Source organism: Kribbella sp. NPDC051952 (assembly GCF_040680855.1).
In the GTDB taxonomy this organism is placed as follows: domain Bacteria; phylum Actinomycetota; class Actinomycetes; order Propionibacteriales; family Kribbellaceae; genus Kribbella.
The window spans coordinates 695,712-717,996 of sequence record NZ_JBFAXQ010000001.1 but is presented as its reverse complement, the minus strand read 5'-3'; the positions used below and the strand labels follow the sequence as shown (position 1 = coordinate 717,996).

General features: G+C 68.7%; 22 protein-coding genes. 13 read left to right on the top strand and 9 right to left on the bottom strand.

Annotated elements, in window-relative coordinates; genetic code table 11:
• The first annotated feature begins 1 nt into the window (after position 1).
• The 4 genes from AB0L70_RS03515 (at position 2) to AB0L70_RS03500 (ending at position 5,281) form a co-directional block, all read left to right on the top strand.
• Positions 2 to 1,903: a biotin carboxylase N-terminal domain-containing protein gene (locus tag AB0L70_RS03515; RefSeq protein WP_363679489.1), complete on the top strand. Its 1,902-nt coding sequence runs from the start codon at positions 2 to 4 to the stop codon at positions 1,901 to 1,903.
• Positions 1,900 to 3,057 (top strand): acyl-CoA dehydrogenase family protein, encoded by a 1,158-nt coding sequence (locus AB0L70_RS03510; protein ID WP_363679487.1) that lies wholly within the window; start codon positions 1,900 to 1,902, stop codon positions 3,055 to 3,057. The genes AB0L70_RS03515 and AB0L70_RS03510 overlap by 4 nt, the downstream gene beginning before the upstream one ends.
• Before the next feature lie 63 nt (positions 3,058 to 3,120).
• On the top strand, positions 3,121 to 4,677 hold the full coding sequence (locus AB0L70_RS03505) for an AMP-binding protein (protein ID WP_363679485.1): 1,557 nt from the start codon (positions 3,121 to 3,123) through the stop codon (positions 4,675 to 4,677).
• Positions 4,670 to 5,281 (top strand): TetR/AcrR family transcriptional regulator, encoded by a 612-nt coding sequence (locus AB0L70_RS03500; RefSeq protein WP_363679483.1) that lies wholly within the window; start codon positions 4,670 to 4,672, stop codon positions 5,279 to 5,281. Before AB0L70_RS03505 ends, AB0L70_RS03500 begins: the two co-directional genes overlap by 8 nt.
• On the opposite strand, the gene AB0L70_RS03495 is transcribed toward AB0L70_RS03500, so the two are convergent.
• The gene (locus tag AB0L70_RS03495; protein ID WP_363679481.1) at positions 5,254 to 5,982 is read right to left on the bottom strand and encodes a helix-turn-helix transcriptional regulator; all 729 of its coding nucleotides are present in this window, start codon (positions 5,980 to 5,982) and stop codon (positions 5,254 to 5,256) included. The two genes, AB0L70_RS03500 and AB0L70_RS03495, sit on opposite strands and share 28 nt — an antisense overlap.
• Before the next feature lie 55 nt (positions 5,983 to 6,037).
• On the opposite strand from AB0L70_RS03495, the gene AB0L70_RS03490 reads away from it, so the two are divergent.
• Together AB0L70_RS03490 and AB0L70_RS03485 are read left to right on the top strand one after the other, a co-directional pair.
• Positions 6,038 to 7,168 carry an MFS transporter gene (locus AB0L70_RS03490; protein WP_363679479.1) on the top strand — a complete coding sequence of 377 codons (1,131 nt, stop codon included), beginning with the start codon at positions 6,038 to 6,040 and terminating at the stop codon, positions 7,166 to 7,168.
• A 66-nt stretch (positions 7,169 to 7,234) separates the two neighbouring features.
• Complete coding sequence (locus AB0L70_RS03485) at positions 7,235 to 8,689, top strand: MDR family MFS transporter (protein ID WP_363679477.1); 1,455 nt, start codon at positions 7,235 to 7,237, stop codon at positions 8,687 to 8,689.
• A 2-nt stretch (positions 8,690 to 8,691) separates the two neighbouring features.
• Here AB0L70_RS03485 and AB0L70_RS03480 read toward each other — a convergent pair whose 3' ends face one another.
• Positions 8,692 to 9,225 (bottom strand): hypothetical protein, encoded by a 534-nt coding sequence (locus tag AB0L70_RS03480; protein WP_363679476.1) that lies wholly within the window; start codon positions 9,223 to 9,225, stop codon positions 8,692 to 8,694.
• A 94-nt stretch (positions 9,226 to 9,319) separates the two neighbouring features.
• Between AB0L70_RS03480 and AB0L70_RS03475 the strand changes: the two genes are divergently transcribed.
• Positions 9,320 to 10,330 (top strand): GNAT family N-acetyltransferase, encoded by a 1,011-nt coding sequence (locus AB0L70_RS03475; protein WP_363679474.1) that lies wholly within the window; start codon positions 9,320 to 9,322, stop codon positions 10,328 to 10,330.
• A gap of 50 nt (positions 10,331 to 10,380) precedes the next feature.
• Here the strand turns inward: AB0L70_RS03475 and AB0L70_RS03470 are convergent, their stop codons facing one another.
• On the bottom strand, positions 10,381 to 10,812 hold the full coding sequence (locus AB0L70_RS03470) for a MarR family winged helix-turn-helix transcriptional regulator (RefSeq protein ID WP_363679472.1): 432 nt from the start codon (positions 10,810 to 10,812) through the stop codon (positions 10,381 to 10,383).
• 28 nt (positions 10,813 to 10,840) lie between these two features.
• Between AB0L70_RS03470 and AB0L70_RS03465 the strand changes: the two genes are divergently transcribed.
• A complete protein-coding gene (locus AB0L70_RS03465; RefSeq protein WP_363679470.1) occupies positions 10,841 to 11,236 on the top strand; it encodes a MarR family transcriptional regulator in 396 nt (131 codons plus the stop codon).
• A gap of 418 nt (positions 11,237 to 11,654) precedes the next feature.
• Here the strand turns inward: AB0L70_RS03465 and AB0L70_RS03460 are convergent, their stop codons facing one another.
• On the bottom strand, positions 11,655 to 11,840 hold the full coding sequence (locus AB0L70_RS03460; protein WP_363679975.1) for a hypothetical protein: 186 nt from the start codon (positions 11,838 to 11,840) through the stop codon (positions 11,655 to 11,657).
• A gap of 214 nt (positions 11,841 to 12,054) precedes the next feature.
• On the opposite strand from AB0L70_RS03460, the gene AB0L70_RS03455 reads away from it, so the two are divergent.
• The 4 genes from AB0L70_RS03455 to AB0L70_RS03440 are packed head-to-tail and all read left to right on the top strand — an operon-like array spanning position 12,055 to position 16,075.
• The gene (locus AB0L70_RS03455) at positions 12,055 to 13,350 is read left to right on the top strand and encodes an XRE family transcriptional regulator (RefSeq protein WP_363679468.1); all 1,296 of its coding nucleotides are present in this window, start codon (positions 12,055 to 12,057) and stop codon (positions 13,348 to 13,350) included.
• 25 nt (positions 13,351 to 13,375) lie between these two features.
• Complete coding sequence (locus tag AB0L70_RS03450) at positions 13,376 to 13,924, top strand: GNAT family N-acetyltransferase (protein ID WP_363679466.1); 549 nt, start codon at positions 13,376 to 13,378, stop codon at positions 13,922 to 13,924.
• Between the two features lie 48 nt (positions 13,925 to 13,972).
• Entirely contained in the window at positions 13,973 to 14,863 is an 891-nt protein-coding gene (locus tag AB0L70_RS03445; protein ID WP_363679464.1) for an oxygenase MpaB family protein, read from the top strand.
• Positions 14,864 to 14,872: 9 nt separating this feature from the next.
• A complete protein-coding gene (locus AB0L70_RS03440) occupies positions 14,873 to 16,075 on the top strand; it encodes an ROK family transcriptional regulator (protein WP_363679462.1) in 1,203 nt (400 codons plus the stop codon).
• A gap of 238 nt (positions 16,076 to 16,313) precedes the next feature.
• Here AB0L70_RS03440 and AB0L70_RS03435 read toward each other — a convergent pair whose 3' ends face one another.
• The 4 genes from AB0L70_RS03435 to AB0L70_RS03420 all read right to left on the bottom strand — a co-directional run bounded on the left by AB0L70_RS03435 (position 16,314) and on the right by AB0L70_RS03420 (position 21,024).
• Complete coding sequence (locus tag AB0L70_RS03435; protein ID WP_363679460.1) at positions 16,314 to 16,910, bottom strand: ParA family protein; 597 nt, start codon at positions 16,908 to 16,910, stop codon at positions 16,314 to 16,316.
• A gap of 135 nt (positions 16,911 to 17,045) precedes the next feature.
• Positions 17,046 to 17,999 carry an ABC transporter substrate-binding protein gene (locus AB0L70_RS03430; protein WP_363679458.1) on the bottom strand — a complete coding sequence of 318 codons (954 nt, stop codon included), beginning with the start codon at positions 17,997 to 17,999 and terminating at the stop codon, positions 17,046 to 17,048.
• Positions 17,996 to 19,966 carry an ABC transporter permease subunit gene (locus tag AB0L70_RS03425; protein ID WP_363679456.1) on the bottom strand — a complete coding sequence of 657 codons (1,971 nt, stop codon included), beginning with the start codon at positions 19,964 to 19,966 and terminating at the stop codon, positions 17,996 to 17,998. The genes AB0L70_RS03430 and AB0L70_RS03425 overlap by 4 nt, the downstream gene beginning before the upstream one ends.
• Entirely contained in the window at positions 19,966 to 21,024 is a 1,059-nt protein-coding gene (locus AB0L70_RS03420) for a glycine betaine/L-proline ABC transporter ATP-binding protein (protein ID WP_363679454.1), read from the bottom strand. The genes AB0L70_RS03425 and AB0L70_RS03420 overlap by 1 nt, the downstream gene beginning before the upstream one ends.
• Positions 21,025 to 21,179: 155 nt before the next feature.
• On the opposite strand from AB0L70_RS03420, the gene AB0L70_RS03415 reads away from it, so the two are divergent.
• Positions 21,180 to 21,821: a hypothetical protein gene (locus tag AB0L70_RS03415; RefSeq protein WP_363679452.1), complete on the top strand. Its 642-nt coding sequence runs from the start codon at positions 21,180 to 21,182 to the stop codon at positions 21,819 to 21,821.
• Here the strand turns inward: AB0L70_RS03415 and AB0L70_RS03410 are convergent.
• Entirely contained in the window at positions 21,818 to 22,276 is a 459-nt protein-coding gene (locus AB0L70_RS03410; protein ID WP_363679450.1) for a group II truncated hemoglobin, read from the bottom strand. The genes AB0L70_RS03415 and AB0L70_RS03410 overlap by 4 nt on opposite strands.
• Positions 22,277 to 22,285: the final 9 nt, after the last annotated feature.

Here is a 22,285-nt window from a genome sequence, read left to right as displayed (position 1 = left end):
CATGTTCACTTCCGTGCTTGTTGCCAACCGGGGTGAGATCGCCCGCCGGATCTTCCGCACCGCCCGCACGCTGGGGCTCTCCACTGTCGCCGTCTACTCCACCGCCGACTCGGCCTCGCCCCACGTGGCCGAGGCCGACGCAGCTGTCCACCTCCTCGGCAACACGCCGGGCGAGACCTACCTACGCGCTGAGCTGATCGTCGAGGCGGCTCTCAAGGCAGGCGCCGACGCCATCCATCCCGGCTACGGTTTCCTGTCCGAGAACGCCTCGTTCGCGCAGGCTGTGATCGACGCGGGCCTCACCTGGATCGGTCCGCCGGTGGATGCGATCTCGTCCATGGGTTCGAAGATCGAGGCGAAGAAGCTGATGGCGGCCGCCGGCGTACCGGTCCTCGCTGAGCTGACGCCGGCGGAGGTGTCGGCGGACGACCTGCCGGTGCTCGTGAAAGCCTCGGCGGGTGGTGGCGGGCGCGGGATGCGCGTGGTCACCCGGCTCGAGGATCTGTCGGGCGAGATCGAGGCGGCGTCGGCCGAGGCGTTGTCGGCGTTCGGCGACGGGACGGTCTTCTGCGAGCGATATCTCGCGGCCGGTCGGCACATCGAGGTGCAGATCATGGCCGATCAGCACGGGACGATCTGGGCGGTCGGCGAGCGCGAGTGCTCGATCCAGCGCCGCCACCAGAAGGTGATCGAGGAAGCCCCGTCACCGCTGGTCGAACGGATCCCGTCCATGCGACCCGAGCTCTTCGACGCCGCCCGGAAGGCCGCCGCCGCGATCAACTACGTGGGCGCCGGAACGGTCGAGTTCCTCGCGGACGAGGCGGGAGCGTTCTACTTCCTCGAGATGAACACCCGCCTCCAGGTCGAACACCCGGTCACCGAGGAGACCTCACGGCTGGACCTGGTCGAGCTCCAGTTCGCGGTCGCCGCCGGCTCCCGGCTGCCGAGCGATCCGCCGGTCCCGAGCGGTCACGCGATCGAGGTTCGGCTGTACGCCGAGGACCCGGCGCAGGACTGGCAACCACAGACCGGTGTGTTGCGGAAGTTCGAGGTACCGGCCGGGCTGCGCGTGGATTCCGGCGTCGAGGACGGGTCGGTCGTCTCGCCGTACTACGACGCGATGCTGGCCAAGGTGATCGCCTCTGGTCCCGATCGAGCCACGGTGGCTCGACGGTTGGCGGGGGAATTGGCGCGGGCACGCATTCATGGGGTGGGGACGAACCGCGAGCTGCTGGTGTGGGTGTTGCGGCATCCGGCGTTCCTGAGTGGAGCCACCGACACCGGGTTCTTTGACCAACATGGGGTCGGGGAGCCGGTGGGCAGCGGGGTGGTGGAAGTCTCGGCGTTGGCCGCGGCCTTGGCGGACGCGGCCGGGCGGGTGCCGCCGGTGCGGGTGCCTAGCGGGTGGCGGAATCTCGCGTCGCAACCGCAGCGGAAGAGCTATCGCTGCGGAGATGCTGTGCACGAGGTTGCTTACCGGCTCACCCGGGACGGATTGGTTGCTGATGGCAACATCCAGCTCATCTCCCAGCAGGACCGCCTCGTGGTGCTGGAGGTTGACGGCGTACGACGGGCCTTCGAGGTGGCGGCGTACGACGGGTTGGTGTGTGTGGACTCGTCGCTCGGGAGCGTCTCGTTGACGCCGGTGGAGCGGTTCGTGGATCCGGCGCAGCAGGTCGCCGCCGGGTCGTTGGTGGCGCCGATGCCGGGGATTGTGATCCGGGTCGGCGTACAAGTGGGTGATGAGGTCAAGCAAGGGCAGCCCCTGCTCTGGTTGGAGGCGATGAAGATGGAGCACACCATCGCCGCGCCGGCCGACGGGGTGCTCAGTGAACTGAAGGTCGAGGCGGGCCAACAGGTCGAGGTCGGCGCGGTACTGGCGGTTGTTGGGGAGGAAGCATGAGCTTCATCGAGTCCGAAGAGCGACAGGCACTGCGTAAGGCCGTGGGTGAGCTCGGCAAGAAGTACGGCTACGCGTGGTTCAACCAGCAGGCGCGGTCGGGCGGGCACACCACCGAGCTGTGGCTGGAGGCCGGCAAGCTCGGCTACCTGGGCGTGAACCTGCCCGAGGAGTACGGCGGCGGGGGCGGTGGCATGGCCGACCTGTCGATCGTGCTCGAGGAGCTCGGCGCGGCCGGCTGCCCGTTGCTGATGCTGGTCGTCTCACCGTCGATCTGCGGCACCGTGATCACCCGCTACGGCACCGACGAGCAGAAGCAACGCTGGCTGCCCGGCCTGGCCGACGGTACGACGATCATGGCGTTCGCGATCACCGAGCCCGACGCCGGCTCCAACTCGCACCAGATCACCACGACGGCCCGGCGTACCGACGACGGCTGGTCCCTGACCGGACGGAAGGTCTTCATCTCCGGACTGGATGTGGCCCAGGCGGTGCTCGTGGTCGGCCGGACCGAGGACGCGCGGACCGGCAAGCTCAAGCCGGCTCTGTTCATCGTCCCGGTGGACGCGCCCGGCGTGGAGTTCCAGCAGATCGAGATGGATCTGATCAGCCCGGACAAGCAGTTCAGCCTGTTCCTGGACGACGTACAACTGCCGCGCGAAGCGCTCGTCGGGTCCGAGGACGCGGCGCTGATGCAGCTCTTCGCCGGGCTCAACCCGGAGCGGATCATGGCGTCCGCGTTCGCCCTCGGGATCGCCCGGCACGCGCTCGGCAAGGCGACGGCGTACGTCAAGGACCGCCAGGTCTGGAAGGCGCCCATCGGTGCGCACCAAGGCATCGCGCATCCGCTCGCGCAGATCAAGATCGAGCTCGAACTGGCCCGGCTGATGACACAGAAGGCCGCCGCCCTGTACGACGCCGGCGACGACCTGGGCGCGGGTGAGGCCGCGAACATGGCGAAGTACGCGGCCGGCGAGGTCGCGGTCCGGTCCACCGACCAGGCGGTCCAATCGATGGGCGGCAATGGCATGACCGTGGAGTACGGCGTCGCCTCGCTGGTCGCGGCGTCACGAGCGACCCGGATCGCGCCGGTCAGCCGGGAGATGATCCTGAACTTCGTCGCCCAGCACAGCCTCGGGCTGCCGAAGTCGTACTGAGGTCTTCCATAAATACTGCCGAGTAGGCCACAGTTCCTGCCACCAGCGCAGAGAGGTCGCCAGATGATCATCACCAGCGAGTTCCCGCCCGTCGAGACGCTCGACCTGCCCATCCACGACGCCGTCCTCGGCCGGGCCCAGGAGTACGGCGATCGGCCCGCGATGGTCGACGGGGTCACCGGCAAGGAGATCAGCTACGCCCAACTGGATGCGATGACGCGACGGGTCGCGGCCGGGCTCGCCGAACTCGGCATCCACAAGGGCGACGTGATCGCGTTGCACAGCCCGAACACGATCCTCTATCCGGTCGTCTTCTACGGCGCCACCCGGGCCGGCGCGACCGTGACCACGGTCAACGCGCTGTACACGGCCGACGAGCTGCACAAGCAACTCGTCGACTCGAAGGCGAAGTTGCTGGTGACGATTTCGCTCTTCCTGCCGGTCGCGACCGTGGCGGTCGAGGGCACCGACGTCACGGAGATCTTCGTCTGCGACCAGGCCGAGGGGTACCGCTCGGTGATGGAGCTGGTCGCGTCCACGGCGCCCGAGCCGGAGGTGACGATCGATCCGGCCGAGGATGTCGCCGTACTGCCGTACTCGAGCGGGACCACCGGCGCGGCCAAGGGCGTGATGCTGACGCACCGGAACATCGCCACCAACATCTCGCAGGCCGAGGTGATGATCACGGTCGCGGAGGACGAACGGATCATCGCGATCCTGCCGTTCTTCCACATCTACGGGCTGTCCGTGTTGATGAACCTGCCACTGCGGCTCGGCGCGACGGTGGTCGTACTGCCGAAGTTCGAGCTGCAGCAGTTCCTGACCACCCTGGATGAGCAGCGGATCACACGGGCGTTCGTCGCGCCTCCCGTCGTACTGGCGTTGGCCAAGCACCCGGCTGTGGATGGCGTCGACCTGTCGCGGTTGAAGTACGTGACGTCAGCCGCGGCGCCGTTGGACGGTGAACTGGCTGAGGCATGTGCGAAGCGGCTGGGATTGCACGCGGTGCTGCAGGCCTATGGGATGACCGAGTTGTCGCCGGGGACCCACGCCGTACCGCAGGACGACCAGGAGCCGCCGCCCGGTGCCGTGGGCAAGCTCTTCCCGTCCACCGAGATGCGGCTGGTCGGTGCTGATGGCAACGATGCGGACGAGGGCGAGATCTGGATCCGCGGACCGCAGGTGATGAAGGGCTACCTGGGCCGGCCCGCCGAGACGGACGCGACGATCGACCCCGAGGGATGGCTGCACACCGGGGACATCGGGCGGGTCGACGACCGCGGGTACCTGTACGTCATCGACCGCGTGAAGGAGCTGATCAAGTACCACGGCTACCAGGTGCCGCCGGCCGAGCTCGAGGCGGTGCTGCTCACCGACGACCGGATCGCGGACGCGGCGGTGATCGGTGTCAATGCCGATGGCAACGAGGTCCCGAAGGCGTTCGTGGTGCCGATGCCGGGCGTCGAGCTGACCGCGGACGACGTGATGGAGTACGTCGCCGCGCGGGTGGCGCCGTACAAGAAGATCCGGCAGGTGGAGTTCATCGAGGCGGTGCCGAAGGCCGCGTCGGGCAAGATCCTTCGGCGGCAGTTGAGAGCGCGCGAGGCCGCCGGTGACTGAGACCCTGAAGGCACCCCAGCAGGACCGCAGCCGGGCCACCCGGCAGCGGTTGCTGGCCGCGGCGGTGGAGTCGCTGGCCGAGGTCGGGTACGCCGCGACGACGGTGAGCGTCGTGGCCACCCGGGCCGGGGTGTCCCGGGGTGCCGCTCAGCACCACTTCCCGACGCGGGCGGATCTGTTCGCGGCGGCGGTCGAGTACATGACCGAGGTGCGGTTGGCCGAGATACGGGCTCAGGCCGGGTCGTTGCCGAGTGGGCCTGGTCGGACCGAGGCGATCGTGGGGATGCTGGCGGACGTTTACACCGGGCCGCTGTTTCGGGCCGCCCTGCATCTGTGGGTCGCTGCGTCGACCGAGGAGGCGTTGCGGAAGCAGATCGTCCGGCTGGAGGCGCATGTGGGGCGGCAGGCGCACCGGGCTCTGCTCGAGGTGCTTGAGGTGAGCGAACGGACGCCCGGGGTGCGGGAGACGGTGCAGGGTGTGCTGGATATGGCGCGTGGGTTAGGGCTTGCGGACCTGCTGACCGATGACAGCGCGCGGCGTCGCGGCATCGTGCGGCAGTGGAGTCACATCCTGGATCAGGCCCTGCGCGCGCCCGGCGTGTGACCGAAGGCGCGGCGGAACGTGTCGATGAACGCACTGGTCGACGCCCATCCACACGCGTGGGCGACCTGGGTGACCTGATGTCCTTCAGCTAGCAGTCTGAGCGCGTGGTGCAGCCGGAGCTGCGTGCGCCACTGCGGGAACGTCATGCCGAGGTCTGTCTTGCACAGGCGGCTCAAAGTGCGTTCACTGGCACCGATCTGCAGGCCGAGCTCCGGCAGCGTCCTGTTGTCGGCGGGATCGTCCTGCAGGACCTGGCAAGCTGCGGCGAGCCTCGGGTCCCGGGGAGTAGGGAGATAGGTCGGCCGCTGCGGTGAACGCCTGAGCTGATCGAGCATCACCGCGTGCAGCCGGTCCCGTTCACCGCTTGAACCGTCACCAAATGTGTAGGTGAGGATCAGCTCTCGCAGGAGTGGGCTGACGACTAGGGCCGACGGGGCGTCCAGGGAGAGCGGGTTCTCCGTGAGGCCCACGGTGTGGAGGGCGGTTTCGCCGTACGCGCGGTGTTCGTGGACGGTGCCGGCCGGGACCCAGATGGCTCGGGTGGCGGGGGCGATCCAGCTGCCCGCGTCGGTGCTGACCGAGAGGACACCGCGACCGGCGTACACGATCTGGTGGCGGTCGTGCCAGTGCGCCTCGATACCGCCACCGGCCTCGATCGGGCGGACGCCGGTGGTGGCGGGTCGTTGGCGGGTTTCCGGCATAGGTTGGCATTTTATCGGAAGCCCGACAGGGCCTCGGGCCGCGACGATCGAAGGTGTGCGGAAACTTCGACCGATCGCGCTGATGGCCGTCGGCCACGCGTGCGTGGATGTGTACCAGGGCTGCGTGCCGGCGCTGGTGCCGTTCCTGGTCGCCGAGCGCGGACTCGGGTACGTCGCGGTGTCCGGCATCACGCTCGCCGCGACCTTGCTGTCCTCGGTGGTCCAGCCCGTGTTCGGCGTACTGACCGATCGGCGGTCGCTGGCCTGGCTGATCCCGGTCGCGATGACGACCGCGGGGCTCGGGATCGCGCTGCTCGGAGTCGGGCAGACGTACTGGCTGAGCTGGCTGGCGGCCGCGTTGTCCGGGCTCGGGGTGGCGGCGTACCACCCGGAGGCGGCGCGGATGGCGCGGGCGGTGAGCGGCGGGAGCCACGTCGGGATGAGCTGGTTCTCGGTCGGGGGGAATGTCGGGTTCGCGCTGGCGCCGGTCCTGGTCACGCCACTGATCGCCGCCGGCGGCCTGTCGCTGACACCGCTGCTGATAGTCCCAGCGCTCGTCGGCGCGGCGATCACCCAACTCGCGCTCCGATCCGCGCGCTTGGTTGCCCCCGGCAAATCAGAGCAGCCCGGCGCCGACGACTGGTCCTCGTTCCTGCGGCTGTCGGCGATCATGATCTGCCGCTCGATCGTCTTCGTCGGCCTCGGCACCTTCATCGCCCTGTACGCCGGTCAACGGGTCGGCGGCGGGACCACCACCGGCGGGATCGCCCTGTTCGTACTCTTCGCGTGCGGCGCCCTCGGCACCCTGCTCGGCGGTCGCTTCGCCACCCACTACGGGCGGGTCCGGACCCTGCGGACGTCGTACGCCGTCGCGGTGCCGGCGATCGCGGGTCTGGTGTTCGTGCCCGGGCCGACGTTCTTCGGCTTCCTCGCCGTCACCGCGGTCGCGATGTCGATCCCGTTCTCCCTGCATGTCACGCTCGGTCAGGACTTCCTGCCCAGCCGGGTCGGCACCGCGGGCGGGATGACGCTCGGCCTGGCCGTCAGCATCGGCGGCGTCGCAACCCCGGTCCTCGGCACGATCGCCGAACACACGTCGCTCCGGCTCGCGCTCAGCACACTGATCGTGCTGGCGCTTGGGTGCAGCCTGGCCGGGTACTCGATCGCTGAACCGGCGGCGACGTAGGGCCGTCCCACCTGGCGGTTGGCAGGTGGGGGAATTGTTGTCAGATCACATACATTGACCACTGATATGACTACTGAGCGGATCGACCGGGCGAGCGTGGGGCTTCGGTCGGAGCGGGGGCCGATCCTGCTCGCGGTGATGCTGAGCATCGGACTGGTCGCGATCGACGCGACCATCCTGGCCACCGCTGTACCGTCGATCGTCGACGACCTCGGCGGGTTCACACAGTTCCCCTGGCTGTTCTCGATCTACCTGCTCGCCCAGGCGGTGTCGGTACCGATCTACGGCAAGCTCGCCGACCTGCGCGGCCGCAAGCCGATCATGCTGCTCGGCGTCGGGTTGTTCGTGCTCGGCTCGGTGCTGTGCGGGTTCGCCTGGAGCATGCCGGCGCTGATCGCGTTCCGGCTCGTCCAGGGCCTCGGCGCGGGCGCGGTCCAGCCGATGGGCATGACCATCGTCGGCGACATCTACACGGTCGCCGAGCGGGCCAAGGTGCAGGGCTACATCGCCAGCGTGTGGGGGATCGCGTCGTTCGTCGGCCCGACGCTGGGCGGGGTGTTCTCGGACTACATCTCCTGGCGCTGGATCTTCTTCGTCAACGTCCCGCTCGGTCTCGCCGCGGCCTACGTGCTGCTGCGCCGGTTCGAGGAGAACGTGGTCCGGAAGGCCAGCCACCAGATCGACTACGCGGGTGCGATCCTGCTGGCGGTCGGCGGTTCGTTGCTGCTGCTCGGGCTGCTCGAGGGCGGCGTGATGTGGGACTGGGACTCCGGGCTAAGCATCGCGATCCTGGCCGGAGCGGTGATCCTGCTGACCGCGTTCGCCTTCGTCGAGCGGCGGGCACCGGAGCCGATCCTGCCGTTGTGGGTGCTGGGCCATCGGGTCCTGAACTCCGCCAACTCGGCCGCGCTGCTGATCGGGCTGCTGATGATCGGGTTGTCGACGTACGTGCCGCTGTACGCCCAAGGCGTGCTGGGTACGTCGGCTCTGGTCGCCGGGTTCGCGTTGGCCGCGATGACGCTGGGCTGGCCGATCGCGGCATCGGTTGCCGGCCGCATCTACCTCCGGGTCGGCTTCCGTACGACGATGTTGATGGGCTCGATCATCGTCGTACTCGGTGCCGCGCTGCTGCTCACGGTCGGCTCCGGCAGTTCCGTCGTACACCTGGCCGCGGCGTGTTTCGTGATCGGGATCGGGCTCGGGTTCTCCGCGTCGCCGTCGGTCGTGGCCGCGCAGTCGTCAGTGGACTGGACGACGCGTGGGGTGGTGACGGGCGCCAACATGTTCGCCCGCTCGGTCGGTAGCGCGGTCGGCGTTGCCGTCTTCGGTGCCGTGGCCAACGGCGTGGTCGCGGCCCGCCTCGGCGACAGTCACGCGGACCTCGAGAAGCTCCCGGGAAACGTGCTCGCGCCCGCGATCCACGACGTGTACTACGGCGCCGCGGCAGCCGCCGTACTCCTCGTCGCCGCTGTTCTGTTCATGCCGAACAGAATCGCCGAAAAGCCCCTCGCAAACCGCTGACCTCAGGGGAGTGGAGCTGCGAGGGCGGCGACCAGGCCGGCTGTTGTGAGGGTGGCCCAGGTGACTGCGAGGGCGATGGTCAGGCGGTGGAGGGCTTGTTTTGTGGGCTTTCCGTGGAGCTTTCTGATGACCAGGAGCGTGATGACCAGCAGGAAGAGCGTCGCGACCAGGGAGAGGACACCGCACGCCCAAGCGAAACCCAGTGGGTGAGCGTCCGGGTACGCCGTACCGAAGCGGCTTTCGAAGCTGCTGGACCGGCTGGGCAGTAAGAACGCGCCGCTCCCGATCCAGACCGGCAACAGGTAGGCGAGGACGGTCCACACGCTCCGGCTCAGTCGCGCGCGTCCGCGGATGACGATGGCCGCGGCGAGCACCGTCCACGGCAGTCCGCCCCAGCACCAGCCCAGAACCCGCAGGGCGAGCTCGCTGTGGTTCACGGTCCGACCCAGTGATCCGATGGCGCTCTCGCCGACGACACCGCCGCTGAGACCGCAGACGAGCACCACCGCGATGAAGACGAGAGCGATCGACCACACGAATCGCCTCGTTCGGGCCACGACCGTTGCCGGATCAGGCTTGGGGCTGGACATGAGGCAGCACTCTGCCACGGGGGCGGTCTAGGTTGACGGTATGCGCGTGGTCGACTGTGTGGGTGCCTTGATCCGGGACGAACAGCACCGTGTTTATGTGCAGCGTCGTACGGCGGAGCGGCGGTTGTTCCCCGGGATCTGGGACATCGTCGGCGGGCATCTGGAGCCGGGGGAGACACCGGAGCAGGCGCTGGTCCGCGAGGTCGAGGAGGAGACCGGCTGGAAGGTCCGCGACATCGTCTGGTCCGTCGCCGACTGGGAATGGGAGTACGAGGGCCGCGTACGGCGTGAGCTCGACTACCTGATCACCGTCGACGGAGACCTCAGCCGGCCGCGCCTGGAGGCCGGCAAGCACGACGCGTCGGCCTGGGTCGGTCCGGACGACCTGGAACTGCTGATGGTCAACCGCACCGACGGCGACCTCCGGCTGCGGGACCTCGTCGCGCACGCGGTCCGGACCAGGTTCACCGACCGCCTCCGGCTCGAGCCGATCACCGGACCCAACGGGGTCCTGCCCGGACAAGTGGCGGACCTCGTGAGCGTGTACGCGGACCCCTGGGTGGCCACCTGGTACGACGCCGCCGCCTGGACCCCCGACGACGTCGCACGTCAGGCGGCTGGCTACCAGGCAGGTTGGGAGCGGGACTCGGTCAGCAAGTGGATCGCCTACGAAGGAGGAGCCCTCGCCGGCCGAGGCGGGTTGTCCCGGGTTTCGGCCGAGTCACCGGTTGCGGCCGCTATCACCGACCTGGTCGGCGCCGAGTGGGCGGTGGACCGGCTCGAACTCGGGTGGGCCCTGGTCGAGTCGGCCCGTGGGCGCGGACTCGCGGGCGAGATCGGTCGCGCCGGCCTGGATTTCGCCTTCAACACCCTAGGAGCCCGGGCCGTCATCGCCCTCACCGAGCGGGTCAACACTGCCTCCCAGGCCGTCATGCAACGCATCGGCATGACCTACGCCGGCGAAATCACCGCCGAGGGCTGGGCCGAGGGCATGAAAGAGATCCGCCCGGACGCGCCGTTCGCCGTCTACATCACCGGACCTCAAGCCTGACCCCGAGCCGGACCCCAAGCCTGACCCCGGGCCGGACCTCAAGCGGACATCTAGCGGTCCAAGCCGGTCACGAAGCGGGTCAGGAGGTCCGCGAAGGTCTCGCGCTCAGCGGCCGACCAGTCCTCCATCGCGTTGGCGAACCGATCCCGGCGATACGCGTGCACCGTTTCAAGCTGCTCTCGCCCCTGCCCGGTCAGCACCAGGTTCGTACGACGGCCGTCCTGCTGGTCGGCCTCACGCCGTACCAACCCTGCCGAAACCGCCGCGGCGACCAGCTTGCTCGCCCGTGGCTGGTCCACGCCGAGGGCGGCGGCCACTCCGTTGACGCCGAGGTTGTCGGGGTGCGCGGCCTCGATCGCGTCGAGAACCTCCTGAACCGGGTCGGGCCCGCCGGATTCCACCGCGAACGTACGGCGGGTCTGGCGCCGGCGGACCGCGATCATCGCGGACTCCACCGCGGCGACCGGATCGGGCTTGTCCACAGCCCCTCCAAGGTATATGTTTATAGACATGTATATGTCAGATGACAACAAGCCTATCGGGTGGTGGCTGAAAGAGGTGGACCGGCGGCTCGAGGCGTCGTTCGAGCAGGTCCTCGCGGCGGACGGGTTGACCCGCCGGCAGTGGCAGGCGCTGAACGCGGCGGCCGGACCGGAGTCGATCGCGACCGCGCTGGCGCCGTTCCTGACCGGGGATCCAGCCGAGCTCGCGGCTGTCACTGACCCATTGGTCGAGCGCGGCTGGCTGCGCGGGGATCACTTGACTGCGGCCGGCGCGGAGGCGCTCGGGGAGCTGACCGCGAAGGTCCAGGCTCAGCGCAAGCGGGTCACGGCCGGAGTCTCGGACCAGGAGTACGCCGCGACTGTCGGCGTACTGCGGACGATGGCAGCCAACCTCGGCGGATAACGGCGCTCTCGCGGGATGACCGTACAGCTCGGGGCACAACTTAAGACTCCGCTGCGTGACCACCCAGGCGCGGCGGTCACACAGCGGAGTCGGCCACCTCAGGGGGAGGCTCCCGGTGAGGTGTCGGGAGCCTCCGGTGTCCTACCGCCCAGGACACTCGGCCCTGCCTGGCCCGAGGTGTCGGCCAGGAGGTGGTTGGAACGGCTGGGCGGCGGCGATACAGGGAACTCAGCCGCCAAGCCCAGCCGGGCTTGTGGGCGGTGCGGTCCGGAGCTGAGGAGTGCTCCGGACCGCACCTTGGGTTTCGTCCGGGACTGAGGAGTGCCACGGACCTTCCAAGTGCTGCCCCTGAACGTGAGGAGACTCCAGGGAGCAGCGACCGGATCTGAGGAGGACCCGGAAATCTGCGGTCAAGCAATCAGTTGCTGTCGAGTGGCCCGAGCAGGTCGTTGGTGACCCGGAGGCCGGCGAAACGGCGCCTCATGGCCTGCTCGTAGCGGGCCGCGAGCGGCGCCTCCGCGACGTACTGTGCGATCACGTGTTCGCCGAACCAGACCCGAACTCTGCGCCGGTGCTGCCTCGCCGTCACTTCCGCGATGCTCACTACTTCTCACCCCGTAACTCTGAGCCCTTGCAACCAGTTGGACTTACTGGTTGTCATGGCAGTAATGGTGCACGAGCCCAACGTGACCGCTCTAGGACCTGGACCGGACCTTTGCCGGACCTCTTCCGGACCTCTCGCGGACATCTGGGGGACAGCACCTTGTCGTGGGGCATGAGTCGAGACAACGTCTTTCCTGACGTGAACGGGAGGAACGATGGCGGGGAGGTATTCGCCAAAGACGGTGCTGGCGCACCTGATCCAGCGCCGGAACCAGACCTACTCCGAGATCGTCGCCGAGTTCGTCGAGCTGGGTGGAACCATCACCGAGCGGCACCTGCGGCGCCTCGCATCGGGCGAGCGCGCGGGCACCACTCCACAGACCCGGCGCACCCTGCAACGCATGTTCGGCAAGCCGGTCGAGGAGCTCCTCGCCCCGTACGTCCCCGAGCAGGCTGCCCAGGTGGTGCCGGCACCTGCCGCGAGTGGACGGATCACGACAGGTAATGAGATGGAGGTTCTCGACATGGCTGCCAGCCGAGCGAGGGCATTTGCCCTCGCGGCCCAGTCCGGTCTCGGAAGCGAGGCCATGGAACAGGTGTACGACGACGTACGCCACGTCGCGAAGGCCTACCCGCAGCGGCCGCTGCCGGAGATTCTCGGCCAGCTGGTCGAGACACAGGACCTGGTCTTCGCCCTGCTGGAGAGCCGGCAACGCCCGGAGCACCTGCGGCAGCTGTACTTCCTCGGCGGCGTGACCGGTGGTCTGCTCGCCAAGGCCTCCCACGACCTCGGCAACCCACATGCCGCGCTGACCCAGGCGCGGACCGCCTTCCTGTGCGCCGACAACGCCGATCACCACGGCCTGCGCGCCTGGGTGCGCGGCCTGCAGTCCCTCGTCTCGTACTGGGCCGGCAACCCGCACGACTCCGTCCGCTACGCCCAGCTCGGCGCTGGGTACGCGGAGCAGGCCAACAGCACCACCAGCGTCTGGCTCCCGGTCAGCGAGGCCCGTGCCTGGGCCGCGCTGGGCAACCCGGAGGCCACCCGGGCCGCGCTCGAGCGGGCCGAAGAAGCCTGGAACTCGGTGCGCAACGACGACCTGGACGACATGGGCGGCCTGTGCACGTTCGGCCGCAACCGGCAGCTGTACTACGCCGCCGACGCGCTCGCCTGGTTGCCTGGTGAAGTCGAGCAGGCGGAGCGGTACTCCCGCCAGGCCGTCGACGCCTACACCGACCAGAACCACCCGGAGTGGGCCTTCGGCGACGCCGCCGGCAGCCAGGCCGCGATGGCCATCAGCCGGATCGCCAGCGGTGAGCTGGACGGTGCGGCGGACGCGATCGCGCCCGTGCTGGGTCTGCCGACCGAGCGCCGGATCAACGGCGTGGTGCACTCGGCCCGCCGGGTCCACCAGGCATTGCGGCAGTCCGGGCGCGCGGAGGACGCACGGGAGCTGCAGGAAGAGATCGAGACGTTCACCCGGACGCCGATGCAGACCTATCCGCGCTAGACCACACGATCGATAGTCTGCGCGAATGGAGCCTCTGCCCGGTGACCTGACCACACTGCGCGAATTCCGGACCTCTGACCTCGACGACTACCTTGCGATCGCCGGTGACGACCGGGTGACCGCCTGGATGGCTTTCGACAGTTACGACCGGGCCAAGGCCACCGATGCGCTGGCAGGCATCATCGAGCGGTCAGCCCGGGAGGACCGGCCCGATCACATGCTCGCCGTCACCCGCCAGGACGACGATCATCTGATCGGGTTCGCCCGGATCGCGCCGAGTGGAGCTTGGGGGGCCAAGCTCGGGTACGCGATCCACGCCGACCACTGGGGCCACGGCTACGCCACCGACGCCGCCCGCGTGCTCCTACGCTTCACCTTCGTCACCCAGGGCCGGCACCGGGTCACCGCCGCCATCGGCCCGGAGAACGAAGCGTCGATCGCGGTCGTCAAACGCCTCGGCTTCAGCTACGAGGGCCACCTCCGCGACCACGTCTACACCAACGGCGACTGGCGCGACTCCCTGTTGTACTCAATCCTCGAACCGGAGTACTCCAGGCGCTATCTGGAGCGCTGACGGCAGTCGCCCGGGCCTCCGGCTTGGGGTGGTGGGGAGACTGGTCGTATGACCGCCACTACTGGACCGCTGGACCCGCTGCGGGACGGGTTGGCGCGGATGATCATGACGAAGGTGGCGGGGCCGGACCCGAGCGCTGAGCGGGACCGGGTTCACAACACCCCTGGTCCGCGCTGGTTCGATCCGGATCGCCCGATTCGCCGGGTGCACGGCGACGCGTCGATGTTCGCCGGTGGACTCCGCGCTCTGCTGCTCCAGTCACTGCATCCACTCGCCATGGCCGCGGTCTCGGCGCACTCCGGGTACCGCGGTGACCCGTGGGGCCGGTTACGTCGTACGAGCTACTTCCTGGCGATCACGACGTACGGCGCGATCCCGGCGGCCGAGGAAGCCATCGCGCACGTCCAGTCGGTGCACGAGCGGGTCCGGGGGACCAGTCCGGACGGGGTGAAGTACCGCGCGTCCGACCCACACCTGCTCAAGTGGGTGCACGTCGCCGAGGTGGACAGCTTCCTGGCCGCGCATCAGCGGTACGGCGCCAACCCGCTCAACGCCGAAGAGCAGGACCTGTACGTCGAAGACGCAGCACTCGTGGCCCGCAAGCTCGGTGTCATCGATCCACCGACCACAGTGGCCGAGCTGCGGCAGACACTGACCGACTACCAGCCGGAGCTCCGCGGGACCACAGAGGCCCGCCAAGCGGCTCGCTTCATGCTGGTGCACCCGCCTGTCCCGTGGGCGGCTCGACCGGCGTACGGCGTACTCACGGCGGCCGCTGTGGGGCTGCTGCCACGGTGGACCCGGTGGCCGCTGCGCGTCCCGTATCTGCCGCTGGCCGAAGGCACTGTGGTCCGAGCGGCCGGTGAGGGGCTCACCCGGACGATTCGCTGGGCTCTGACCTCGCCGATCCTGGGGAGTATTGAGGCTCAGCGCCGGTAGGTTGTTCTCGTGCCGCTGCGTCCGCATCGCCCACTCCCCCTGGCCACGCCGGCGGGAGTCGAGGTGCTGACCAGGATCCTGACCCAGGGCCCGATTCCGCGGGTGGAGATCGCGCGCCGGACCGGGCTGTCCCAGGCGGCCGTGACGAAGGCGGTCGCGCCGCTGATCGAGACCGGGTTCGTGACGGACCAGGCCGCCGTACCGGCCGAGGTGGACAACCAGCTCGGCATCGGGCGTCCGGTCAGCCCACTGACCGTCGTACCGAGCAGTGTCTCGGTGATCGGGGTGAAGGTGACCCCGACCGGTCTGATCGGGGTGACCACGGACTTCACCGCGGGGATCCTGTCCGTGCGGCACGAGCAGCTCGCCGACACCGCGCCGAAGCGGGTGATCGAGCAGGTCGCCGAGCTGGCGAAGTCGCTGATCAGTTCACTGAAGGCCGGCGAGGCCATGGCTGGGCCGCTGATCGGGATCGGTGTCTCGGTCTCCGGTGACGTCGACGCCGAGCACGGTGTGGTGCGTGACTCGCCGCTGATGGGCTGGCGCGGCGTGCCGGTCGCGGAGCTGCTTCGCGAGCGGGTCCGGGTGCCGATCGTGGTAACGAACGACGTACGGGCGTTGACCGTGGCCGAGCACTGGTTCGGGGTCGGGGTGAACGCGGACTCGTTCGCAGTCGTGACCATCGGCTCGGGCATCGGTTGCGGCCTCTACATCAACGGCGAAGTCGTCTCCGGCGCGTACGGCGTCTCCGGCGAACTCGGCCATCTCCCGCTGGCCCCGGGCGACCTCGTCTGCACGTGTGGCCGGCGTGGCTGCGTCGAGACCGTCGCCTCGTCGGACGCGATCCTGGCCCGAACCCGGGAGACCACCGGGCGGGCGGACCTGGACCTGGCCGGTGCGATCAAGCTGGCGCACGAGGGTGACGAGCACGCGCGGGAGGCGTTCGACCGGGCCGGTGAGGTGATCGGCGCGGCGCTGGCCGCGATGGTGAACCTGGTCGGGCCGGAGCTGGTGGTGATCGCGGGCGAGGGCGTGGCGGAGTACGACCTGTACGAGGAACGGATGCGGTTGGCCTTCGCCGAGCACGCCTTCGGCGCCGCGGGGGACTGCACGCTGATGCTGCGCTCCCACACCTTCGACGACTGGGCCCGCGGAGCCGCCGCCACAGTCATCCGCTCCTACGTCCGCGGCGAACCCCCACTCCACCGCTGACCCTCCTCCCACCCAAGCCCCTGCTCGTGGGCACACGCATGCTCCCGCCCACATGCCTGCCCCCGCCCACGAACCTGCCCCTGCACATATGGCCTGTGCACACGAGGGGATAACCCTGCCTGTTGTCCCTTCTCCCCCTCGCATACGGGGGGAGAAGGGGCATGTCGCGGGGATATCCCGTCGAAGTGCCGAGGGTGGGGTCCGCGAGCGAGTTCGCGGACCCGACTCTCTGGGCGGTCTAGGTGCGGGCGGCGGCGAGGATCTTGCGCCAGACCTTCTTGTACGAGTCGAGGCCGTCCGCGGCGAGTGGTCCGGTCGGGCCGGCCGTGATCGAGACCCGCTCCGGGATCGAACCCCAGACCGGGACGCCCTCGTCGGCGTACTGCTGCATGGCGTCCTGGTAACTGCGGGTGTAGGTCCGGGCCGAGCAGATCACCAGGCCCGCCGGCACGTCCTTCGGGACCAGGTCCAGGACGGCCTTGACCCGCGGCGTCTCGACGCCGCCGATCCGGGTCGGGATAATCACGATCCGGGCCCGTTCGAGCGCCTTGTTCAGCAGGCGCTCGTGGGACGGAGGCATGTCGACGATGCCGATACCCTCCGGCGGCACCTTGTCCAGTGCCTTGGTCAGGAGACGCTCGGTCGGCGCCTCGGCGATCTCGATCCGGGCCAGGTTCTGGTCGTCGGAGGCCTCGATCCAGTCGGCAGCGCTGCCTTGTGGATCCGCGTCGACCAGAGTGGCGGTGCGACGGTTGGAAGATGCCAGCGCGGCCAAGTACACCGACGTGGTTGTCTTCCCGACCCCGCCCTTCAGTGCAGCTGTCACGATGATCATGAGAGTGAACTTACCCGGTCCCGTCCGATTTCCGGCGTGTCGTCGGCGTTGCTCCGTCACATCGTGATAGTTGCCCCCGGCCCACGTGAACAAGCTGAAGCCCCCTTGAGCCTGTCAAGGGGGCTTCGGGTTGAGTTACTTGCCGAGCCAGGCGTCGACCTTCGACTTGTTGTCGTTGACCCACTTCTCTGCGGCGGCGTCGGGGGTCATTTTGTCCACGGCGATCATGCGGGCTACCGCGTTCTGGTCCTCGTTGGTCCACTTGAAGTTCTTGACCAGGTCGTAGGCCGGGCTGCCGGAGTCGGCGAACTTCTTGGAGACGATCTTGTCGAGGTCGTACGGCGGGTAGTCGCACGCAACCTTCGCCGGGTCGGCATCGCACCCCGCCTTGTACGCAGGCAGGTTGATCTTCACCAGTTTGACCTCGTTGAAGAACCACTGCGGCTCGTAGAAGTACGCGAGCAGCGGCTTCTTGTTCTTCTCCGCGTCCCGGAACGCCTGGATCAGCGCGGTCTCACTCCCGCTCTGCACGACCTTGTAGTTCAGCGCCAGGTTCTTCACCAGCGCCTCGTCGTTCGTGACGTACGACGGGTCGCCGTCGAGCAACTGTCCCTTGCCGCCGGACTCCGACGTCTTGAACAACGCGGCGTACTTGTTCAGGTTCTTCGAGTCCGTGATGTCCGGGTACTTCGCCGCCATCCACGGCGGCACGTACCAGCCGATCACGCCTTTGACGCCGGTGGAGCCGGCCTCGACCGCGACCTTGTCGGTGGTGATGTACTTCTTCTTCAGGTCCTCGTGCCCCCAGTTCTCCAGGTTCACGTCGACCTCGCCGGTGGAGAAGCCCTGCCAGGCGATCTCTTCCTTCAGGTCCTTCTTCACCACCTTGCAGCCGAGGTCCTTCGTCGCCACGTACGCGACCACCGCGGCGTTGGCCTCGTAGCCGACCCAGGGGCTGACGGTCAGGTTGAAGCTGCCGCACTCCTTGCCGCCGGCGGTCGGCTTGTCCGCACCGACCTTCTCCCCACCGCACCCGGCCAGGGCGAGCGCGACGGCCGTCAGGACGCCGGCGTACCGGAGCTTCTTCACCGCTTGTCTCCCATGCTTTTGAAGTTGGTAGAGCCTTGGAAATTCTGCGTACGGCGTGCTGCCGCCTGCGTGACCCGGTCGAGCATGACCCCGAGCAGGACGATCGCCAGTCCGGCCGCCAGACCCTTGCCGTACAACTCACTCTGCGCGAATCCCGCGGCCACGTCGTACCCGAGTGCACCCGCGCCGACCAGACCGCCGACGACGACCATCGACAGAACGTAGATGAGGCCCTGGTTGACCGCGAGGGTAATCGCCCGCCGGGCCACCGGCAGCTGCACCTTGCTGATCACCTGCCACGCGCTCGAACCGACCGAGTTCGCCGCCTCGACGGTTGCGACCGGAACCGCCTTGATGCCATCAGCAACGATCTTGGTGGTGACCGGGACCGCGAACACCACGGCGGCCGCGATCGCGGTGAACCGGCTGGTGCCGAACAACGCGAGGAACGGCACCAGATAGACGAACGGCGGCATCGTCTGCCCGGCGTCGAGCACCGGCCGGATCCAGATGTCGACCCGTCGGTTGCGCCCGGCCCATACTCCGAGCGCAAGTCCGACCACGACAACCACAACCGTCGCGAGCAGGGTCGACGCCAGCGTGATCATGCTGTCGTGCCACACGCCCGTCGCCACCAACAGCCCCAGGCAAACAGCGGCCGGTACGGCGCCCCGCCAGCCCCCGAGTACGGCGGCCAGCGCGATCACGACCGTGGACACGAGCCACCACGGCGACCCGGTCAGCAACCCCTCCAGCGGGTTGAGCAGACCCTGCGTCACCACGTCCCGCACGCCGTACGTGAACCCGCCGAAGACATCCTGGACCCAGCTCGTCACATCAGAGGCGATCACCGCGATCCGCGAGCCGATGTTCACCTCGGACGGGAACTCGGCCGCCCAGACATAGGTCCGCGAGAACCAGATCGCGACCAGCACGCCGACCGCTCCCGCGCCCAGCAGGATCCGGCGGCGGACGTTCGCCGTACGCCAGGGCCGGTCACCGGCCGCGGTGGTCACCCGGTCGAGCACGATCGCGATCACCACGATCGCCAGACCCGCGTTGAACGCGACCCCGACGTCGAGCGTCTGCAGCGCCTTCAGCACGGTCTGGCCGAGGCCGGGCGCATCGATCAGCGCGGCCACGGTCACCATCGAGAGCGCGGCCATGATCGTCTGGTTGATGCCCACGACAACGGTCGATCGCGACATCGGCAGCAGCACCTTGGTCAGCGTCTGACCGCGGGTCGAGCCGAGCGACCGGGCCGCTTCGACGCTCTCCGGCGGGACCGAGCGGATCGCGTGCGCGGTCAACCGAACGGCCGGGGGCGCGGCGTAGATCAGCGTCGCGATCGTGGCCGCGGCCGGGCCGATCGCGAAGAACAGGGTCAGCGGCGCGAGGTACACGAACGTCGGCAGCGTCTGCATCAGGTCGAGGATCAGCGTCGCGACCTTGAACGCACGATCCGAGAGCCCCGCCCAGATGCCGAGCGGGATCGCCACCAGCAGCGACAGCAGGACGGCCGCGATCGTGAGCGCGAGCGTGTCCATGCTCTCCTGCCACAACCCCTGCAGCCCGACGAATCCGAGCCCGAGCGCGGTCAGCAGCGCGACCTTCCAGTTGCCGAACGCCCAGGCCACGTACGCCGCCACCGCGACGACCCCGAGCCACCCGACCACCGGCACCGGCCGGTCGAACGACGGCTGCGAGATCAGGTTCTGCAGCAGTACGACGAAGTGGTCGACGGCCAGCCGGATCGCGTCGAAGAGCGGGTTGCCCTGGCCGACATCATCGCGATGATCGGTCAGCCAGCGGTGGAACGCGGTCGTCTCCTGACCGCCGAGGGGCAACGTGCCGATCCCGCGCAGGACGAAGTACGCCGCCACCCAGACAACCAGCAGCACTCCGGCGACCACGCTCCGGCGCGGCCGTCGTACCTCGATCTCGACGGAACCAGTGATCGAGGCCATCAGTTCGAGTCCGCGACCACGGCGAGGATCTCCTCGTCGCCGATCACACCGAGCAGCGTGCCGTTCGCGACCACCTTGACCGGGCGGTCCGCCTCGAGCACCAGCCGGGTCGCCTCCCGGACCAGTACGTCGGGACCGAGCTCGGGCCCGTCCAGCGGCTCATCGGGCCGCGGGTCGCGGACGATCCAGCGCAGCGTCAATACGTCGGCCCGCTGCACATCCCGGACGAACTCACGAACGTAGTCGTCGGCCGGAGCACCGACCAGCTCGTCGCCGGTGCCGAGCTGGACCGCGGCGCCGTCGCGCATCAGCAGGATCCGGTCGCCCAGCTTGAGCGCCTCGGAGAGGTCGTGGGTGACGAACACCATCGTCTTGCCGACCTCGCGGTGCAGCCGAACCACCTCGGTCTGCATCTCCCGGCGGATCAGCGGGTCGAGCGCGGAGAACGGCTCGTCGAAGAGCAGTACGTCGGGGTCGTTCGCGAGCGCGCGAGCCAGCCCGACGCGCTGCTGCATACCGCCGGAGAGCTGCTCGGGATAGAGCTGCTCGTTGCCTGCCAGGCCGACCAGGTCGATGACCTCCTGGGCCCGGCGGCGACGGTCCGGCCGGCTCTCGCCGCGGATCTCCAGCCCGTACGAAACGTTGTCGATCACCTTGCGATGCGGCAGCAGCCCGAAGTGCTGGAACACCATCGAGAACTTGCTCCGCCGCAAGGTCCGCAGCCGCTTCTCGTCCGCGGCACGCAGGTCCTCACCCTCGAAGATCAGACTGCCCGCGGTCGGTTCGATCAAGCGCGTGAGGCAGCGGACCAGCGTGGACTTGCCGGACCCGGACAGTCCCATCACCACGAACACTTCACCCGGTGCGACGTCGAAGCTGAGGTCGCGGACTGCCGCCGTACATCCGGTCCTGGAGTACAGCGATGCCCGGTCGAGAGCCGCCAGTTCGGGACGACGGGGAACGCGCTGCGCCTTGGGACCGAAGACCTTCCACAGGCCCTGGATCGACAACAACGCAGTGCTGTCCTGAACCTCGGGATACTCGAGCTGAGCGGTCACAGGTTCACCCTCGCATCCCCGCCAGGCGGATTCGTCGTGAACCGCGACTGTATCCAACCCCCAGTCCGCCAGCTCCCCCACGGGTGTCTGCCGCCTCAGCAAAGCCCCCTCGATCGACCAGACTGTCCGCACCGGACCCAGCCGAGGAGGCCGAAATGTCAGACGACCAGCCCGCCGAGTCCGTCCCGGCCGGCGTGCGGGCGCAGATCCTGTCCACCGAGCACTGGAGCCTGCTGGCCACCCGCAGTCTGGCGTGGAGCGAGAGCTTCAGCCGAGCCAGTTGGTTCGTGACGGTGGTGTCCGCGACGATGGTCGCGCTCGCCCTGGTGGCGCAGAACACCGACTTCGGCGTCGGGTTCCAGGTCTTCGCGCTCCTGATCATCCCGTTGCTGGTCATCATCGGCGTGGCCACGGTGATCCGCCTGGTCCAGCTCAACGGCGAGGACGTCGAGCTGGTGGTCGGGATGAACCGCCTGCGCCGCGGCTACCTCGACATCGCACCCGAGCTCGAGGAGTACTTCATCACCGGGCACCGCGAAGACATCGCCGGGATCATGCGGACCTACGGGAGCACCAGGACCCGGATCCCGGCCACGCAGTACGTCTCGAGCATCGCCCTGCTCGTCAGCGTGATCGTGGCAGTGCTCGTCGGTGCCCTGGCAGGCCTCATCGCGGACGCGCTCGGTGCCGGACTCACGGTGGCCGTCATTGTCGGCAGCGTTGCGGGCGTCGCGGCCCTCGCGATCGTCGTACTGCTGATCGTCCGTCACGCCCGCCGGACCTGGAACCGGAACTAGGGCTGGTACGGCGGAGCCTCGCCCCAACCCCAGTGCGGCACTGGCGCCTTGGGCGGCGGGGTTGCGCCGGGCTGGGAGTTGGCCAGGGCGATGCGCGTACCCCACTCGATGTACGCGACGAACGCCGAGCGGAACTCCGGGTCGTCGGGCAGCCCGGCCGGGTCCGCACTCGCGGCGATCAGCGCGGCCCAGCGGGAGCGCTGCTCCTCGGTGAGCGACAGGCCGATGTGGTGGGACAACATCGCCGGGTAGCCGCCGAGCTCGTCGGTGTACCGGCTGTGGCCGCGGAAGACCTCGCCGAGCCACAGCGCGACGTGCTCGCGATGCTGATCACTCATGTGCGCGAACACCGGCGCGAGGATCGGGTCCTCGAGCACCTTGTCGTAGAAGACCTCGGTCAGCCGCCGCAGCGCCTCATGCCCGCCGGCCCATTCGTACAGCGTCGGAGTAGTCACGTAATCATG

Excerpts from the sequence above, each read along its gene's own strand:
- AB0L70_RS03515 (WP_363679489.1), top strand. The coding sequence starts at position 2 with ATGTTCACTTCCGTGCTTGTTGCCAACCGGGGTGAGATCGCCCGCCGG.
- AB0L70_RS03510 (WP_363679487.1), top strand. The coding sequence starts at position 1,900 with ATGAGCTTCATCGAGTCCGAAGAGCGACAGGCACTGCGTAAGGCCGTG.
- AB0L70_RS03505 (WP_363679485.1), top strand. The coding sequence starts at position 3,121 with ATGATCATCACCAGCGAGTTCCCGCCCGTCGAGACGCTCGACCTGCCC.
- AB0L70_RS03495 (WP_363679481.1), bottom strand. The coding sequence starts at position 5,982 with ATGCCGGAAACCCGCCAACGACCCGCCACCACCGGCGTCCGCCCGATC.
- AB0L70_RS03485 (WP_363679477.1), top strand. The coding sequence starts at position 7,235 with ATGACTACTGAGCGGATCGACCGGGCGAGCGTGGGGCTTCGGTCGGAG.
- AB0L70_RS03475 (WP_363679474.1), top strand. The coding sequence starts at position 9,320 with ATGCGCGTGGTCGACTGTGTGGGTGCCTTGATCCGGGACGAACAGCAC.
- AB0L70_RS03465 (WP_363679470.1), top strand. The coding sequence starts at position 10,841 with ATGTATATGTCAGATGACAACAAGCCTATCGGGTGGTGGCTGAAAGAG.
- AB0L70_RS03455 (WP_363679468.1), top strand. The coding sequence starts at position 12,055 with ATGGCGGGGAGGTATTCGCCAAAGACGGTGCTGGCGCACCTGATCCAG.
- AB0L70_RS03450 (WP_363679466.1), top strand. The coding sequence starts at position 13,376 with ATGGAGCCTCTGCCCGGTGACCTGACCACACTGCGCGAATTCCGGACC.
- AB0L70_RS03445 (WP_363679464.1), top strand. The coding sequence starts at position 13,973 with ATGACCGCCACTACTGGACCGCTGGACCCGCTGCGGGACGGGTTGGCG.
- AB0L70_RS03435 (WP_363679460.1), bottom strand. The coding sequence starts at position 16,910 with ATGATCATCGTGACAGCTGCACTGAAGGGCGGGGTCGGGAAGACAACC.
- AB0L70_RS03425 (WP_363679456.1), bottom strand. The coding sequence starts at position 19,966 with ATGGCCTCGATCACTGGTTCCGTCGAGATCGAGGTACGACGGCCGCGC.
- AB0L70_RS03415 (WP_363679452.1), top strand. The coding sequence starts at position 21,180 with ATGTCAGACGACCAGCCCGCCGAGTCCGTCCCGGCCGGCGTGCGGGCG.